The sequence below is a fragment of the Aquibium microcysteis genome, from assembly GCF_014495845.1.
GTDB lineage: Bacteria > Pseudomonadota > Alphaproteobacteria > Rhizobiales > Rhizobiaceae > Aquibium > Aquibium microcysteis.
Genome location: NZ_CP061080.1, coordinates 3919083 through 3935740 on the forward strand (window position 1 = coordinate 3919083; position 16658 = coordinate 3935740).

Here is a 16658-nt window from a genome sequence, read left to right on the forward strand (position 1 = left end):
GGCTTTGGTGGGAAAGGTCGGATCCTTGGAAAGCGCACGTCCCGAAGTCGCCATCATCATGGGAAGCCAGTCGGACTGGGGCACCATGCGTCATGCGGCCGACACGCTCGCCGAACTCGGGGTCACGCACGACTCCCTCATCGTTTCGGCCCACCGAACGCCCGAACGGCTCTTCGATTTCGCCAGGGGAGCGAAGGCGGCCGGCTACAAGGTCATCGTTGCGGGCGCCGGCGGGGCCGCGCATCTGCCGGGCATGGCGGCGTCGCTCACGCCGCTTCCGGTCTTTGGGGTTCCCGTCGAATCGAAGGCGCTGTCCGGACAGGATTCCCTCCTGTCCATCGTTCAGATGCCCGCCGGCATTCCGGTCGGCACGCTGGCGATCGGGCGGGCCGGCGCGGTCAACGCCGCGCTGCTCGCCGCGGCCGTCCTGGCGCTGTCCGACGAAGCCCTGGCCGCACGGCTCGACCGCTACCGCGCCGCCCAGACCGGGAAGGTCGCCCTGCGGCCGTCGGACGACGCATGATCCGGCCTCTCGTCCCCGGCGACATGATCGGCATCATCGGTGGCGGCCAGCTCGGCCGCATGCTCGCCATGGCGGCCGCCCGTCTCGGCTTCCGCACCGCCATCCTGGATCCGCAGCCGGACTGCCCGGCCGCGCAGGTGGCGAACGGCCAGATCCTCGCCGCCTATGACGACCGCGCGGCGCTGACGTCGCTTGCGGCGCGCTCGGCGGTCGTGACCTACGAGTTCGAGAACGTACCGGTGGGCGCGGCCAGGCACCTGACCGATCACGTGCCGGTGTTCCCCCCGCCGCTGGCGCTGGAGACGGCGCAGGACAGGCTGGCCGAAAAGAGCTTCCTGAACCGCCAGGCGATACACACGGCGCGTTTCGAATCCGTGGACGACGACACCGATCTCCGGCTGGCGCTCGCGGCTTTCGGCGGCAGCGGCGTGCTGAAGACCCGCCGGCTCGGCTATGACGGCAAGGGCCAGCGCGTGCTGCGCAACGCGACGGACGGCGACATCGACGGCACTTTCGAAGCCATGGGCCGCGTCCCGCTGATCCTGGAGGAGCTGGTCGCCTTCGATTTCGAGTTCTCGATCATCGCCGCGCGCGGCCTCGACGGCACGATGATGGCCTATGACGCGGCCCGCAACGAGCACTCCGACGGGATCCTGCGGCGCTCGACCGTCCCTGCCGGTCTCGATCCGAAGATGGAGCACAGGGCCCGCGAAGCCACCTTCGCGCTGATGGCCGCGCTCGGTTATGTCGGCGTGATCGGCGTCGAGTTCTTCGCCCTGCCCGATGGCCGCGTGCTGGCCAACGAGTTCGCGCCGCGGGTCCACAATTCCGGCCACTGGACGGAAGCCGCCTGCATCGTCTCGCAGTTCGAGCAGCACATCCGCGCCGTGGCCGGCCTGCCGCTCGCTCCTCACGGCCGCCACTCCGCCTGCGTCATGGAAAACCTGATCGGCGACGACGTCGAACGCATCCCGGACCTTCTGGGCGAAACGGGCGTGCTTCTCAATCTCTATGGCAAGACCGAGACCCGACCCGGTCGCAAGATGGGGCACTTCACCCGGCTGATCTGAACCCGTGGCCCGCGTCGCCGCAGGCCCCCCGGTCCCGCGCGGATGACCCCGCCGCACGATTGCTGTATGGTTTTCCGAGGACCGAAGGTGCGGAGGTGCGACGTGAGGAAGATCGACGCCTTGATCGGCCGGCGCACGGAGGACCATCGCAGGAGGGCACAGGCTTGCGCGACGAAGGTCCTCGAGGCGGCGCGGGAAAACGGCTACCGCGTGTCCCTCGTCGGATCCCTCGCGCAGGATCGTTTCCGTCTTCATTCCGACGTCGACTTTCTGGTCCATGACGAGCCGGCCGTCGGCATGCGGTCGGCGGTCGAACGCCTGGTCGCCGACCATTTTCGCGGGACGGACATCGCCTACGATCTGATCTTCGCATCCGACCTGACCCCGAACCGTGTGCGGGACATGCTCCATGAACACGTTTAGGCATTCCGCCTCTGCGAAGCTGTCGTTGAAGCTGGACAGGGCGGAGAACGAACTCCGCCAGCTCGAACGCTTCGCGGCCGCACACCCTGAAGAACTGTCAGACGGAGAATGGGGCGCTCTGGGCGCCGTTTCGCTCGGTATCCACAACGTCTACAACGGCATTGAGGACATCCTGCTCAGTCTTGCAAACGATGTGGACGGCCTCGTTCCACGCGGGTCTTCCATGCATCAGGACGTTCTCGACCAGATGTCCGCACCGATTGCCGGTATCCCTCCGGCCGTGTTGGGGCCGGTCCTTCACGAAGCTCTCGGTGAGCTGAAGGGGTTTCGCCACCTCGTCCGGCATCGCTACGGTTTCGATCTGAAGCCTGAGAAGGTTCGCGAGAACCTCGATAGGCTCCTGAAGGCCTGGCCCGCCGTCGTCGATTCGATCCTCCTGTTGGAAAAGCGGCTGCTCGACGAGTCCGATCCGTCTGGTTGACACCGATCGACCTTTGCGTCTATGACCGCGCGACCTTTCCGGCGCGCCTTCTGGCGCGTCTTTCAATTCTGGCCCGCGCGGGCCGTACACCACGGGCTGAGACAATGAAGATCAAGAATTCGCTCAAGTCGCTCAAGGGCCGTCACCGCGACAACCGCATGGTTCGCCGCAAGGGCCGCATCTACATCATCAACAAGTCGGCACCGCGCTACAAGGCGCGCCAGGGCTGACCTGTGGGGAACCGCTTGCGGTTCCGACACCCATCACGGCATTTTCAGTTTGACGTTCCGCGCCGCAGGATTAGGTTCTGCGGCATGCGGAACGTTTTTCATGTCCTGATCCCGGCGCTCGTCGCCGCCCTCGTCTCCCTGTCGCCCGCCGCCGCGGTCGAGGATGCCGCCCCGACGGACGAGGCCTCGCGGCTCGACCGGCTCTTCGCAGACCTGAAGCGGGAGCGCAACGAGAAGGCGGCCGAACGCATCGCCAGCCAGATCTGGGCCGAGTGGCGCAAGTCTGGCAGCGCTTCGGTGGATCTCATGCTGCAGTGGTCGAACGAGGCCGCGGAGAAGAAGAAGTTCGACGTGGCGCTCGATTTCCTCGACCAGGTGATCACGCTGCAGCCCGGTTTCGCGGAAGGCTGGAACCGCCGCGCCACCGTCCATTTCATGATGGACAACTATGCGAAGTCGATGGCCGACATCGAGCATACGCTGCGGCTGGAGCCGCGCCATTTCGGGGCGCTGACGGGCCTCGCCGCGATCCTCAAGGAGACGGGACGCAAGGAACTCGCGCTCGACGCCTACGAACGCACCCTCGACATCTACCCGATGATGCGCGACGCCCAGTCCGAAGTCGCCACGCTCTCCGAAGAACTCGCGGGCGAGGGCATCTGACGCCGAACCCGGCGCGCGACCCGACGCCGCATGTCGCGCCGCCGACCGTTCTCCCTCTCCCGTCCGCATCCGGCCTTCATGAACCTCGTCTATGCCCTCGTCGCATTCCTGCTCGCCCTCCTGCTGATCCTGGCCGGCGCGACACGCGTCGGCGCCTGGCTGATCGAACGCCGGCATCCGCCGGTCGGCAGCTTCGCCACCGTCAACGGCACCCGTGTGCACCATGTCCACGTGCCCGCGGGACCGGGCGCCGATTTGCCGCCGCTGGTCTTCGTCCACGGCGCCAGCGGCAACCTGCTCGACCAGATGCTGCCCTTCCGGCCGCTGCTGGAAGGCCGCGCGGAGATGCTCTTCGTCGACCGGCCGGGGCACGGCTGGTCCGGCCGCGGCCCTGCCGTCAACGACACGCCGGCCGGGCAGGCTGAGACGGTCGCCGCGCTGATGGACGCCTACGGCATCGAGAAGGCGATCGTCGTCGGTCACTCCTTCGCCGGTGCGGTGCTCGGCGCCTTCGGCGTGCTGCGCCCGGAACGGGTCGCGGGCCTCGTCTTCCTCGCCCCGGCGTCGCACCCCTGGCCCGGCGGCGAAACGTCCTGGTACTACGACTTGTCGGAAACACCGGTGATCGGCCGGCTGTTCACGGAGACGCTCGCCTGGCCGGGCGGCGTGATGCGGCTCGACGCGGCGACGGCCTGCGTCTTCGCGCCAAACGCCGTGCCGGAGAACTATGCGCAGGATGCCGCGATTCGCCTCGTGCTCCGGCCGGCGGCCTTCCGTGCCAATGCGCGCGACGTCGCGGGCCTCTTCGATTTCGTGGAGAAGCTTGCACCGCGCTACGGCGAGATCACTGCGCCGACGGTGGTGATAACGGGCAACCGCGACACGGTCGTCTACGAGGAAATCCATTCCGCCGGTCTGGCACGCGACATCCCGGGCGCAGAACTGCTCTGGGTCGAGAACCTCGGTCACAAGCCGGACTGGATCGCCACCGGCCTCGCGGTCGCGGCGATCGAGAAGCTGGCGGGGCGGGATCGCGACCTGCAGAATCTGGCGCGGCAACTGGAGACCCGCATCGCGGCGGATGCCTTCGGTCCGATCGAGGCCTGCGCGGATGGACCGCCGACGCCCGCGCCGGCGCTTCAGCAGTAACCTCGGCCCACACCGCCGCCGCATCGCACGGGACAACGGCGCGGCATCAGATGCCGCCGAGACCGTCCGAGCCGATATAGGCGATGCGCAGCATGTTGGTGGCGCCCGGCGTGCGCAGCGGCACGCCGGCGGTGACGATCACCCGGTCGCCCGCCCGGCCGAAACCTTCCGAATAGGTAATGCGACAGGCACGGTCGACCATGTCGTCGAGATCGCTCGCGTCAGGAGTCACGACGCAGTGAAGGCCCCACACCAGCGACAGCCGCCGCGCGGTCTCGACCACGGGAGAGAGCGCGATGATCGGCACCTGCGGCCGCTCGCGCGCCGCGCGCAGGCCGGTGGTTCCCGATGCCGTGTAGGTAACGATGGCCGAGAGGTTGAGCGTCTCGGCGATCTGGCGTGCCGCCAGCGAGATCGCGTCGGCGCCCGTCGCCTCCGGCGCCGTGCGCTGCGCGTTGATGATGGTCGGGTAGTTCGGATCCTTCTCCACCTGCACCGCGATGGCGTTCATCATCGCCACGGCCTCGACCGGGTACTGGCCGGCCGCCGACTCCGCCGACAGCATGATCGCGTCCGCGCCTTCGAACACGGCGATCGACACGTCCGACACCTCGGCGCGGGTCGGCACCGGCGCCGTGATCATCGATTCCAGCATCTGGGTGGCCACCACCACCGGCTTTCCGGCCTTGCGGCAGGCCCGGGTTATCTGCTTCTGGATGCCGGGGACGGCCTCCAGAGGCATCTCCACCCCGAGATCGCCGCGCGCCACCATCAGCGCGTCCGACACCTCGATGATCTCGGCGAGCCGCGCGACGGCCTGCGGCTTCTCGATCTTGGACAGGAGTGCGGCCCGCCCGCGGGCGATCTTGCGCACCTCGGCAAGATCCTCCGGCCGCTGGACGAAGGAGAGCGCGATCCAGTCGACCTCCGCCTGCAGGACGGCGTCGAGATCGCGCCGGTCCTTCTCGGTCAATGCGCCGAGCGGCAGATCGGTATCGGGAAGGCTCACGCCCTTCTTGTCCGAAATCTTCGTGCCGGCCACGACGACCGTCTCGATCGCCTTGCCGTCGTTGCGGACCGCCTTGAGCTGCAGCTTTCCGTCGTCGATCAGCAGCCGGTCGCCGGGCTTCACCGAAGCGAGGATCTCGGGATGCGGCAGGTGCACGCGGCTGGAATCGCCGGGCGCCGTGTCGTCGTCGAGCACGAAGGCATCGCCCGCCTTGAGCGCCACGCTGCCCTCGGCGAACTTGCCGACGCGCAGCTTCGGCCCCTGCAGGTCGGCGAGGATGCCGATCGGACGCCCGACCTGGCGCTCGACGTTGCGGATCATGGCCACGACCTTGCGCATCAGGTCGTGATCCGCATGGCTCATGTTGATTCGGAACGTGTCGGCGCCGGCTTCGTGCAGCTTGCGGATCATCTCCTCGCTCGAGGACGCGGGGCCGAGCGTGGCCAGAATGCGGACGTTGCGCTGGCGCTTCATTCCGGCGCTCCCGTCACGGCTGCGGTTCCGTCGGCGGCGGGCTGGTCGGTGAGCTGGACCATCCAGCTGGCCTGTTCCCCGGTGTCGTACTCCTGGAAACCGGCGCGCTGGAAGCCGCGCTTGATGCAGTCGCTGACCCCCACGATCTTGAACTCTTTTTCGGCGATGCACATGTTGATCGGCCCATCCCAGCGCCCGCCGCGCTCGGCATCTTCTGCATAGAGATAGTAATAGCGCGATGACAGAGGACCCTCGATCAGCGTCTTGCAGGTCGAGCCTTCCACGTGCCACCACCCTTCGGTGATCCATCCGGCCGGTGCACGATAGCCGATCGCCACACCGACGAGCGTCTGCGTGGCGTTGCACACGCGGAAGTCCGCGTGTGCCGCACCCGTCGTCGCCACGACTCCGAGCAGGGCAAAGACGATGGAACAGGCGGCCGCGAGGCGTGACGCACCCTCGACACCCGGCAGTACCATACTCGTGCCCCCTGCCCCTGGACGAAACATTGCTTGGATGCTCCTTTTCGGAAATGCGCGCGCGCATGTCAACGCGCCGTGGCGATATGCTCAAATCGGTTTATCGCGCAAGCAACGAAGCCATCCGACACGAGAATGTCGAAAGGACGGCATTGCGGCATCCGCTTCGCCATGAAAGGAAGGAAGGCGCCGCCCCGCCCGGCGAGCGCACGACATTTCGCCGATCCGCGACCGGAGACCATGAAACGTACCGCCGTCTTTCCACCCTACGAGCTCGTCGATGGCCCACGAGACCGGGGCTTGCTGCTTCTCGCCGACCATGCCCGCAATGCGCTTCCGGAAGAATACGGCGATCTGGGGCTGCCGGCGGCGGAGTTCGAGCGCCATATCGCCTATGACATCGGCGTCGAGATGGTCACCCGCGCGCTGGCAACGCAGCTGCACGCACCGGCGCTGCTCTGCGGCTTCTCGCGCCTGCTGATCGATCCGAACCGGGGCGACGACGATCCTACCCTGATTCGCCAGCTGTATGACGGCACGGTGATCAAGGCGAACTATCCGCTCGCGCCGGAGGAGCGCGAGAAGCGGCTGGAGCGCTTCTACAGGCCCTGGCACGACGCGGTGGGGGCGCTGACCGCCTCCGTCCATGCCGCGAGCGGCGCCGCGCCCCTGGTCGTGTCCATCCACTCCTTCACGCCCTGCATGCAGGGCGTGAAGCGCCCGTGGCACGTCGGGGTGTTGTGGGATCTCGACGACCGCGCCGTCGCGCCTCTGCTGTCGGCGCTGCGCGCCGACCCCCACCTCGTGGTCGGCGACAACGAGCCTTATGACGGCGCACTGCGCGGCGACACCATGTACCAGCACGCCATCACCCGCGGCTATGCGCATGCGCTGATCGAGATCCGCCAGGACCTGATCGCGACCGAACAGGGCGCGCTGGCCTGGGCGGACCGCCTCGCTCCGATCCTTGACGACATCAATCGCCGGGACGATATCCATCGGGTGCGGTTCTTCGGATCGCGCACCGGGCCGGTCGCGGAACACCGTTGAGGACCTGCCGACGAACGAGGAGACGAGCATGGCCGATCTGACGAAGGACCAGCAGCGCGACTTCGAGGCCGCAGCCTTCCGGCGCCTGGTCGAGCACCTGCGCACGCGCTCCGACGTCCAGAACATCGACCTGATGAACCTCGCCGGCTTCTGCCGCAACTGCCTGTCGAACTGGTACCGCGACGCTGCGGCGGCGGACGGGGTGGAGCTTTCGAAGGACGAGAGCCGCGAGATCGTCTACGGCATGCCCTACGCGGAATGGCAGGCGAAGCACCAGACGGAAGCCTCGCCGCAGAAGCAGGCGGCGTTCGAGCAGAACCGTCCGAAGGATCACTGAGGCCGGCTCAGCCGCCCTCGATCTCCTCGCGCAGCATTTCCAGCTCGAGCCATTCCTCTTCCATCGCGGCGAGCGCCGCGCGCTCCTTGTCGAGCGTCTCGGCCGTCTTGCCGAAGCCTTTCGGATCGCGGGCGAACAGCCGCGGATCGGCCAGCGTCGCCTCGAGCCTGGCGATGGCGGCCGCCGCTTCCTCCATCTTCTTCGGCAGGCTCTCCAGCGCGAATTTCTGCTTGTAGGACAGCTTCTTCGCTGCAGCCCTGGCGGCCGCCGGCTCGCCGGAACCGGATTCACGTGTAACTTTCTCGGCAGCCGCCCTGGCCTCGCCGGCGCGCTTGACGAAGCGCGTGCTGCCGCGCTGCGCCAGCAGATCGCTGTAGCCGCCCGCATATTCAACCCACCGCCCGTCGCCGTCCGGCGCGATCGTGCTGGTCACCGTCCGGTCGAGGAAGTCGCGGTCGTGGCTGACGAGGATGACGGTGCCCGCGAAGCCAGACACCAGTTCCTGCAGCAGGTCGAGCGTCTCCATGTCGAGATCGTTGGTCGGCTCGTCGAGGACGAGCAGGTTCGACGGACGGGCGAGGACGCGGGCCAGGATCAGCCGGGCCTTTTCGCCGCCAGACAGTTCGCGCACCGGGGTGCGGGCCTGCTCCGGCTTGAACAGGAAGTCCTTCATGTAGGAGACGACATGTCGTTCCTCGCCGTTGACGACGACCGTCTCGCCGCGGCCGTCGGTGAGGAAATGCGCCAGCGTCTCCTCCGGGTCGAGCGCGGCGCGGCGCTGGTCGAGGGTGGCGATCTCGAGGTTCACGCCGAGGCGCACCGAGCCTGAATCAGGCTCGAGTTCCCCGGTGAGCATCCGCAGAAGCGTCGTCTTGCCGGCACCGTTCGGCCCGACGAGGCCGATGCGGTCGCCGCGCTGGACGCGGATGGAGAAGTCCCTGACGATGACCGCCTCTCCATAGGTCTTGGCGATCGACTTCGCCTCGATCACGAGCTTGCCCGATTCGGCGGCCTCGCTCGCCTCCAGCTTGGCGGAACCTTCGGCCCCGCGATGGCCGCGGAACTTGGCGCGCATCGACTGCAGTTCGCCCAGCCTCCGCATGTTTCGCTTGCGCCGGGCGGTGACGCCGTAGCGCAGCCAGTGCTCCTCGCGCACGATCTGGCGGCCGAGCTTGTGCTGGTCGCGCTCCTCTTCCTCCAGCACCTGGTCGCGCCATTCCTCGAAATGGGCGAAGCCTTTGTCGAGCCGCCGGGTGACGCCCCGATCGAGCCAGACGGTCGCACGCGTCACCCGCTCGAGGAAACGGCGGTCGTGCGAGATGACGACGAAGGCCGACGAGGTGCGCGACAGTTCCTCTTCCAGCCATTCGATGACCGAGAGGTCGAGGTGGTTGGTCGGCTCGTCGAGCAGCAGGATGTCGGGCTGCGGCGCCAGCACGCGCGCCAGCGCGGCGCGCCGCGCCTCGCCGCCCGACAGCGTGTCCGGCTTCTCCTCGCCCGTCAGACCGAGGTTCTCCAGGATGTAGGTCGCGCGATAGGGATCGTCCGTCGGTCCGAGCCCCGCCTCGACATAGGCCCGGACGGTGGCGAAGCCTTCCGTGTCCGGCGCCTGCTGCAGGTAGCGCACGGTCGCGGACGGCTGGCGGAAGATCTCGCCGTCCTGCGGTTCGATGAAGCCGGCGGCGATCTTGAGCAGCGTCGACTTTCCCGACCCGTTGCGGCCGACCAGCGCGATGCGGTCGCCGGGCTGGACCGAGATCGACGCCCCCTGCAGAAGCGGCGTGCCGCCGAAGGTGAGGCCGATGTCGTCGAGTCGGAGGATGGGAGGCGCCATGCGGTGTCAGCCCTTCGAGGCGGAGGATGTTTCGGGGCGGGCGAGCAGCAGCGCCCGGCCCTGGCGCAGCGACACGCGCAGGCGCCCGCGCACCGCGTTGGACAGCGTCAGCGACGAGCCGAAGGCGAGTTCCACCTCGGTGAGCGGCCATTTCGCGCCGGAGACCGAGAGGCCGGCGAGCGGCGAGAAGGCCAGGATCGAGAACAGCGTGCCATCGGGGTAGTCGAAGCCATGCTCGCCCGGCAGCAGGGGCGCGCCTTCCTCCGATCCGCTCGACAGGAGCACCGGCAGGCCCCTCTCGGCGAGGCGGATGGCGGCGGTCATGTGCAGGAAGGCATGGTCTGCGCGCTCGCCGCCGAAGGCTCCGACCATGATCAGGCGGGTGGCACCGCGGGCGATCGCAGCCTCCGCCGCAAGTTCGCCGTCGGTGCTGTCCTTCTCCGGCGGATGCATGTCGCGTTCGATCCCCGCATTCTCCGCGATCTCGGCGGCGGTGACGGAATCGAAATCGCCGATCCACAGTTCCGGCGTCAGCCCGAGCGTCGCGGCATGGCGGATGCCGGAATCGGCCGCGATCACGCGCGCCTGCGAAAGGGCAGCGTCGAGGCGTGGCGTGCGAACGAGATCGCCGCCGAGCAGGATCGCGAATGTGCTCATGGGCGTCGCCTCTATCACGGGCCGGGCGCCATGCGAAAGGGCAGCCGCTCATGCCGCAGGAGGGCCGTCGCGCGCCGCGCGCCCGAAAACGCTTGCCGCCCGATGTTCCCCGTCCTAGATGTCGAGGTGCTCTAACGGGGTGCCGGCGGTCGCTTGACCGGCCGGCTGAGAGGCCAAGGGGAAACCCGGCCAACCCGCTGAACCTGATCCGGCTCGTACCGGCGGAGGGATTAGACGCTCATCCGATGGCGCCTCAATTCCTTTCATTCGAACAGAGGAGGCGCCTGATGCGCACGATATGGATACCGACTGCCGCGGCCCTCGCCGCTTCCCTTTCCGTCCTGCCGGCCTTCGCCCAGACGAACGGAACCCTGACCGTCTACACCTATGAGAGCTTCACCGCCGAATGGGGTCCGGGTCCGCAGGTCGAGAAGGCCTTCGAGGCGGACTGCGGCTGCGACCTCGCCTTCGTCTCGGTGGCCGATGGGGTCGCGCTGCTCAACCGCCTGAAGCTGGAGGGCGGGCGGACGAAGGCCGACATCGTGCTCGGCCTCGACACCAACCTGACCGTCGATGCGAAGGCGACGGGACTGTTTGCGCCGCACGGCGCCGACGTCTCTGCGGTCGACGTGCCGGGCGGCTGGACCGACGACACCTTCCTGCCGTTCGACTACGGCTATTTCGCCGTGGTCTACGATACGCAGGCGCTGTCAGCGCCGCCGAAGAGCCTGAAAGATCTCGTGGAAGGCGACCCGGAACAGAAGATCGTCATCCAGGATCCGCGCACCTCCACACCCGGTCTCGGCCTGCTGCTCTGGGCGAAGGCCGTCTATGGCGATGACGCGGCGGCGGCGTGGGGCAAGCTGAAGGACCGCGTTCTGACCGTGACGCCCGGCTGGAGCGAGGCCTATGGCCTGTTCACCTCGGGAGAGGCGCCGATGGTGCTGTCCTACACCACCTCGCCGGCCTACCACATGATCGCCGAGAGCACGGACCGGTATCAGGCAGCGAGCTTCGAGGAAGGCCATTACCTCCAGGTGGAGGTGGCGGGCATCACGACGAAAGGTGCCGATAACCCGCTCGCCACGCGCTTCATGGCCTTCATGACCGGCCCCGGCTTCCAGGACGCGATCCCCGAAGCCAACTGGATGTATCCCGCCGGCGCCACCTCGCAACCGCTGGATCCCGCCTTCGAGCGTCTCGTCGAGCCGACGAAGACCCTGATCCTGCCGCCCGAAACGGTGGCTGCGAACCGCGAGGCCTGGGTGGACGAATGGCTGTCCGCGATGACCGAGTAGCGGGCGTCCCACCGCGATGCGCGCCGCCTCCAGGTCGTCCGTCGCAGCCGGGATCGGTGCGCTCGGTTTCGTGGGGCTGCTGGCGGCCGGCGCACTCGGCGGACTGCTGATCGAAGGCGCCCGCGACCTCGGCGGCGCGGTCGCGGGCGTCGACGGCTATCTGCTGCGGGTGGCGCGGTTCACGCTCTGGCAGGCGCTGCTGTCGACGCTGGTTTCTGTCGGGCCGGCGATGCTGGTGGCGCGGGCATTCTCGCGCCACCCGACCTTTTTCGGGCGGCGCGCCCTGCTGATGCTGTTCGCTCTGCCGCTCGCGCTGCCCGCGCTGGTGGCTGCGCTCGGCGTTCTCGCGCTTCTCGGCCGGTCCGGCTTCGCCGCCGAACTCCTCGGCTGGCTTGCCGGCGGCCGGTGGCCCGGCATCTATGGGATGCCGGGCATCCTCGTGGCCCACGCCTTCTTCAACCTGCCGCTCGCGACCCGGCTGTTCCTGAATGCCCTCGATACCATCCCGACCGACCAGTGGCGGCTCGCGAGCCAGCTCGGCATGGGCCCCGGCGCACGCTGGCGTTTGATCGAATGGCCGGCGCTGCGTTCGACGCTGCCAGGCGTGGCTGGCCTCGTGTTCATGCTGTGTCTCGCCTCCTTCACCATCGTCCTGACGTTGGGCGGCGGACCGGCCGCGACCACGCTGGAGGTGGCGATCTACCAGGCGCTCCGCTTCGATTTCGACCCAGCCCGGGCACTCGCTCTGACGCTGCTGCAACTCGGCCTCACCGCCCTGGTGCTGGCGCTGCTCATGCGGCTGGGAGCGGACATGGCCGGCGACGCAGTCCCCTCTGTCTCGTCGCGTCGATACGACGGTCCGAGCCGGATCGGATCCCTCTTCGACGCCGCCATCGTCCTCGTCGCCTCGATCTTCGTGGCAGGCCCGGTGGTCGCGATAGTGCTGGCCGGGCTGCAGGCGGATCTCCTGCGCCTGTCGGGCGAGAGTGCGGTGCGCGGTGCGGTGGTGACGAGCCTCGCGCTGGCGACGGGTTCGGCAGGCCTGTGCGTCGTTCTCACGCTCGCAATGACCGGCGCGCGCCACCGGCTCGCCTCGGCGCGGCGAGGAACCCGCGCCAGCGCCCTGGAGCGGGCGCTCGACGGCGGTGCGAGCCTGATCCTGGTGATCCCGCCGATCGTCATCGGCGCGGGCTGGTTCATCCTGCTGCGCCACGCTGCCGACGCCTTCGCGCTCGCGCCGGTGATGGTGGTGGCCGTCAACGCGGCGATGGCGATCCCTTTCGCCATGCGGGCGATCCGCCCGGCCCATGATCAGGCCGCGGCTCGTCACGACCGCCTCTGCGCGCAGCTGGGAATACGCGGCTTCGACCGCTGGCGCCTGATCGACTGGCCCACGCTGCGGCGTCCGCTCGCCGGCGGTTTTGCCTTCGCCATGGCACTGTCGCTGGGCGATCTCGGCGTCATCGCCCTGTTCGGCAGCGACGCCCTGCAGACCTTGCCCTATCTTCTGTTCCAGCGCATGGGCAGCTACCGGACGGCCGACGCGGCGGGTCTCGCGCTGATCCTGGCGCTTCTCTGCCTGTGCCTGATGGTGGCGGCCGAACGGCTGGGCGGGAGGAAGGCATGACGCGAACGGCCGGGGGAGCGGATGTCGTGCTGGACAGCGTCTCGTTCGGATGGCCGGGCGCCCGGCCGATGCGGTTCGACCTGTCGGTGGCGGCCGGCACGATCCTCGCAGTCATGGGGCCGAGCGGTTCCGGAAAGTCGACGCTCCTGTCCCTGATCGCGGGGTTCGAAACGCCGCTGTCCGGGAGGATCCGGATCGGCGGCGCGGACGTGACGCCGATCGCTCCTGCCGCCCGGCCCGTCTCGATGATCTTCCAGGAGAACAACCTCTTCCCCCATCTGGACGCGGCGGCCAATGTCGGCCTCGGCCGCTCGCCGTCGCTGCGGCTGACGGCCGGCGACCGCGCGCAGGTCGAGCAGGCATTGTCCCGCGTCGGCCTCGCCGGAAAGGAGCGCCGGCTCCCGCGCGAACTGTCCGGCGGGGAACGGCAGCGCGTCGCACTGGCGCGCGCGCTCGTGCGCGACCGGCCGGTCCTGCTGCTCGACGAGGCCTTCGGCTCGCTCGGTCCGGCCCTGCGCGAGGAAATGCTCGACCTCATGGTCGATCTTCACGAATCGAAAGGAATGACCATAGTGATGGTCACGCACGATCCGGGCGACGCCCGGCGGATAGCCGAGACGACGGCGTTCCTGGATGACGGCCGGATCGCAGCCTCCGGGCCGACCGGCGATCTGCTCGCGGGCGCGTCCTCTCCGGCGCTCGGGCGGTATCTGGGAGAAGGAACCTCGCGATAACAAAGAATTGCCAGGATCGGGCCATATTTGTTCCGCAGCGCTCGGGCAATGGCGTAGAAGCTTTGGTAACCGTCGTCCTCGACTATGGCGGACTGCGGCCCGCTGGCGGCGGCGCCCTGGTGATTCGGGCATCGCAGCGATCGGCCCCGAAGACCGGGAAGGATCAGGTTCTGAAACAGGTGAAGGCTGAGGCCATGCACGACGCGGGCGCTTCTCTCCCCGCCGGACGCTCGCTGCGGCTTCTGGTCGCCGGCGCGGGTGCGATGCTGCTCGCCGGCTGCCAGGTGCTGAGCCCGGGCGTCAGCGAGCAGGGCTTCGTGCCATCCTCGAATCCGGTGACTGTCGACACCGTCACCCGCAACGACCGGATGGTGGCGCTGGCGCGTGCCCAGCATCCACGCATCCTGGCCACCTACGGCGGCGAGTACTCGGACCCCAAGCTGGAGCGCATGGTCGCCAAGGTCGTCGGCAGCCTCACGGTCGCCTCGGGCAATCCCGATCAGACCTACCAGATCACGCTGCTGGACTCGCCCAACGTGAATGCCTTCGCGCTTCCCGGCGGCTTTCTCTACGTGACGCGCGGCCTTCTCGCGCTCGCCAACGATTCGGCCGAACTGGCCGCGGTGATCGCGCACGAGATGGGGCACGTCACGGCCAATCACGGCATCCAGCGCCAGCAGAAGGAAGCCGAGGAGCAACTCGCCTCCCAGGTGGTCGACGACGTCCTGACGGACAACCAGGTGGCGCGCGCGGCGGTGGTTCGCGGCAAGCTGCGGCTGGCGCAGTTCTCGCGCAACCAGGAACTGGAGGCCGACGCGATCGGCATCAAGACCATCGGCAGCGCCGGCTACGATCCCTATTCGGCGGCGCGCTTCCTGCAATCGATGGCCTCATACTCGGATTTCCGCAGCATCAGCGGCGCCACCGACGCGAGCCTCGACTTCCTGGCCTCGCATCCCAACGCGCCGCAGCGCATCGATCTCGCCCTGCGCCACGCCCGCCAGTTCGGCGCGCCGGGCGCCGGGCGCCGCGACCGAGACTCCTATCTCGCGGGCATCGACGGCATGCTGTTCGGCGACACGCCGGAGGAGGGCTATGTGCGCGGCCGCACCTTCGTGCATCCGACGCTGGGGGTTACCTTCAGCGTTCCTGAAGGCTTCGTCATCGACAACTCGGCCGCGGCCGTCACCGCAGCCGGTCCCGGCGACGTGGCCGTGCGGTTCGACGGCGTTGCGCTCAGCCGCAACAAGAAGCTCGACGACTACATCCGCAGCGGCTGGGTGGCCGGTCTCGACCCGTCGACCGTCCGCACGGTTTCCGTCAACGGCAACGAAGCGGCCGTTGCCTATGCCCAGGCCGACAAGTGGAGCTTCCACATCGCGGTGGTTCGGGCCGGCGGGCAGGTCTACCGCGTGCTCACGGCTGCCCCGCGGGGCAGCGCGAGCCTCGAGACGACCGCGGCGACCGTGACGGCGAGCTTCCGCCTGCTCGGCGAGGACGAACGCAAGGAACTCAAGCCTCTGCGCATACGCGTGGTCACGGTTCAGCCCGGCGAGACGGCAGGGAGCATCGCGGCCAGGATGACCGGGGTCGGGCGGGCGCTCGACCTGTTCCGGCTGCTCAATGCGATGCCGCCCGGCGGAAGCGTTTCCCCGGGCGACAAGGTCAAGATCATCACCGATCAGTAGCCGCCGCAAAGCGGCTGCAGGCTTCGTCACATCATGGCCGGAGCCATGTCGGGGTTGATCTTGAGAAGAGCGGTACGCAGCTTCTGCATCGCGCGGTTCTCGATCTGGCGTACGCGCTCCTTTGAGATGCCGAGCTTCTCGCCCAGCGACTCGAGCGTCGCGCCCTCGTCGCGCAGCCGACGCTCGCGGATGATCCGCAGTTCCCGGTCGTTGAGCACCGCCAGCGCACGGTTGAGCCAGAGCACCCGGCGCTCGTCGTCGACGGAAGCCGTGACCACCTCGTCCGGCGTCGGCGCATCGGATACCAGGAAATCCATCCGCTCGGATCCCGCATCGCCATCGTCCGAGAGCGGCGCGTTGAGCGACGTGTCCGGACCCGACAGCCGGGAATCCATCAGCGCCACGTCCGAAACAGACACGCCGATCGCCTCGGCGATTTCCTTGTAGACCGCGTCCCCGCGCAGCGGCTCCGATCCCTGCGCCAGGCGGGCACGCAGCCGGCGAAGGTTGAAGAACAGCGCCTTCTGGGCGGAACTCGTCCCGCCGCGCACGATCGACCAGTTGCGGAGGATGTAGTCCTGCATCGAGGCACGGATCCACCAGGTGGCATAAGTCGAGAAGCGCACGTCTCGATCCGGCTCGAACCGGGCGGCAGCCTCGAGAAGCCCGACATGCCCTTCCTGGATGAGATCGCTGAGCGGAAGGCCGAAGTACCGGAACTTCGTCGCCATCGAGATCACGAGGCGCATGTGCGCCATCGTGATCCGGTGCAGAGCTTCCTGGTCGCGTTTTTCTTTCCAGCGCACCGCCAGTTCGTGTTCCTCGACCCGGTCGAGGTAAGGCGCCTTCCGCGCCGCGCTGATCATTGACGTTCCGGCTGGCTCGCCATTCATGGACCGCTCCTGAACTTGCGATGGCATTCACTGCGCTTT

18 protein-coding genes and 1 riboswitch are annotated in these 16658 nt (G+C 68.2%); of the genes, 13 read left to right on the plus strand and 5 right to left on the minus strand.

Annotation, left to right across the window (positions count from 1 at the left end; genetic code table 11):
• The first annotated feature begins 58 nt into the window (after positions 1-58).
• The 7 genes from purE to IAI54_RS18300 all read left to right on the plus strand — a co-directional run bounded on the left by purE (position 59) and on the right by IAI54_RS18300 (position 4539).
• Positions 59-523 (plus strand): 5-(carboxyamino)imidazole ribonucleotide mutase, encoded by a 465-nt coding sequence (purE, locus tag IAI54_RS18270; RefSeq protein ID WP_420838310.1) that lies wholly within the window; start codon positions 59-61, stop codon positions 521-523.
• Positions 520-1593 (plus strand): 5-(carboxyamino)imidazole ribonucleotide synthase, encoded by a 1074-nt coding sequence (locus IAI54_RS18275; RefSeq protein ID WP_187968548.1) that lies wholly within the window; start codon positions 520-522, stop codon positions 1591-1593. Before purE ends, IAI54_RS18275 begins: the two co-directional genes overlap by 4 nt.
• A gap of 102 nt (positions 1594-1695) precedes the next feature.
• Positions 1696-2016 carry a nucleotidyltransferase family protein gene (locus IAI54_RS18280; protein ID WP_210321146.1) on the plus strand — a complete coding sequence of 107 codons (321 nt, stop codon included), beginning with the start codon at positions 1696-1698 and terminating at the stop codon, positions 2014-2016.
• On the plus strand, positions 2003-2497 hold the full coding sequence (locus IAI54_RS18285) for a ribonuclease toxin HepT-like protein (protein WP_235679091.1): 495 nt from the start codon (positions 2003-2005) through the stop codon (positions 2495-2497). The genes IAI54_RS18280 and IAI54_RS18285 overlap by 14 nt, the downstream gene beginning before the upstream one ends.
• 104 nt (positions 2498-2601) lie before the next feature.
• The gene (gene ykgO, locus IAI54_RS18290; protein WP_126701392.1) at positions 2602-2727 is read left to right on the plus strand and encodes a type B 50S ribosomal protein L36; all 126 of its coding nucleotides are present in this window, start codon (positions 2602-2604) and stop codon (positions 2725-2727) included.
• Positions 2728-2811: 84 nt separating this feature from the next.
• Entirely contained in the window at positions 2812-3390 is a 579-nt protein-coding gene (locus IAI54_RS18295) for a tetratricopeptide repeat protein (protein WP_187968550.1), read from the plus strand.
• A gap of 78 nt (positions 3391-3468) precedes the next feature.
• Positions 3469-4539 (plus strand): alpha/beta fold hydrolase, encoded by a 1071-nt coding sequence (locus tag IAI54_RS18300; RefSeq protein ID WP_187973229.1) that lies wholly within the window; start codon positions 3469-3471, stop codon positions 4537-4539.
• Between the two features lie 46 nt (positions 4540-4585).
• On the opposite strand, the gene pyk is transcribed toward IAI54_RS18300, so the two are convergent.
• Together pyk and IAI54_RS18310 are read right to left on the minus strand one after the other, a co-directional pair.
• The gene (pyk, locus tag IAI54_RS18305) at positions 4586-6022 is read right to left on the minus strand and encodes a pyruvate kinase (protein ID WP_187968551.1); all 1437 of its coding nucleotides are present in this window, start codon (positions 6020-6022) and stop codon (positions 4586-4588) included.
• Positions 6019-6501, minus strand: coding sequence for a DUF1036 domain-containing protein (locus tag IAI54_RS18310; protein WP_187968552.1), 483 nt, complete (start codon positions 6499-6501; stop codon positions 6019-6021). The genes pyk and IAI54_RS18310 overlap by 4 nt, the downstream gene beginning before the upstream one ends.
• A 240-nt stretch (positions 6502-6741) precedes the next feature.
• Between IAI54_RS18310 and IAI54_RS18315 the strand changes: the two genes are divergently transcribed.
• A complete protein-coding gene (locus IAI54_RS18315) occupies positions 6742-7551 on the plus strand; it encodes an N-formylglutamate amidohydrolase (RefSeq protein WP_187968553.1) in 810 nt (269 codons plus the stop codon).
• Positions 7552-7579: 28 nt separating this feature from the next.
• A complete protein-coding gene (locus tag IAI54_RS18320) occupies positions 7580-7888 on the plus strand; it encodes a DUF1244 domain-containing protein (RefSeq protein WP_187968554.1) in 309 nt (102 codons plus the stop codon).
• A gap of 7 nt (positions 7889-7895) precedes the next feature.
• Here the strand turns inward: IAI54_RS18320 and IAI54_RS18325 are convergent, their stop codons facing one another.
• Together IAI54_RS18325 and IAI54_RS18330 are read right to left on the minus strand one after the other, a co-directional pair.
• A complete protein-coding gene (locus tag IAI54_RS18325) occupies positions 7896-9722 on the minus strand; it encodes an ABC-F family ATP-binding cassette domain-containing protein (RefSeq protein ID WP_187968555.1) in 1827 nt (608 codons plus the stop codon).
• Positions 9723-9728: 6 nt separating this feature from the next.
• Positions 9729-10379 carry a thiamine diphosphokinase gene (locus IAI54_RS18330; RefSeq protein WP_187968556.1) on the minus strand — a complete coding sequence of 217 codons (651 nt, stop codon included), beginning with the start codon at positions 10377-10379 and terminating at the stop codon, positions 9729-9731.
• A 125-nt stretch (positions 10380-10504) separates the two neighbouring features.
• Positions 10505-10626: riboswitch (TPP riboswitch) on the plus strand.
• A gap of 40 nt (positions 10627-10666) precedes the next feature.
• On the opposite strand from IAI54_RS18330, the gene thiB reads away from it, so the two are divergent.
• The 4 genes from thiB to IAI54_RS18350 all read left to right on the plus strand — a co-directional run bounded on the left by thiB (position 10667) and on the right by IAI54_RS18350 (position 15726).
• Positions 10667-11677: a thiamine ABC transporter substrate binding subunit gene (thiB, locus tag IAI54_RS18335; RefSeq protein WP_187968557.1), complete on the plus strand. Its 1011-nt coding sequence runs from the start codon at positions 10667-10669 to the stop codon at positions 11675-11677.
• A 16-nt stretch (positions 11678-11693) separates the two neighbouring features.
• The gene (gene thiP, locus IAI54_RS18340) at positions 11694-13304 is read left to right on the plus strand and encodes a thiamine/thiamine pyrophosphate ABC transporter permease (protein WP_187968558.1); all 1611 of its coding nucleotides are present in this window, start codon (positions 11694-11696) and stop codon (positions 13302-13304) included.
• Entirely contained in the window at positions 13301-14038 is a 738-nt protein-coding gene (gene thiQ / locus IAI54_RS18345; protein WP_187968559.1) for a thiamine ABC transporter ATP-binding protein, read from the plus strand. The genes thiP and thiQ overlap by 4 nt, the downstream gene beginning before the upstream one ends.
• 194 nt (positions 14039-14232) lie before the next feature.
• Positions 14233-15726 carry a M48 family metalloprotease gene (locus IAI54_RS18350; protein ID WP_476726962.1) on the plus strand — a complete coding sequence of 498 codons (1494 nt, stop codon included), beginning with the start codon at positions 14233-14235 and terminating at the stop codon, positions 15724-15726.
• 26 nt (positions 15727-15752) lie between these two features.
• Here IAI54_RS18350 and IAI54_RS18355 read toward each other — a convergent pair whose 3' ends face one another.
• Positions 15753-16619 (minus strand): RNA polymerase factor sigma-32, encoded by an 867-nt coding sequence (locus tag IAI54_RS18355; RefSeq protein WP_187968560.1) that lies wholly within the window; start codon positions 16617-16619, stop codon positions 15753-15755.
• Positions 16620-16658 lie beyond the last annotated feature (39 nt).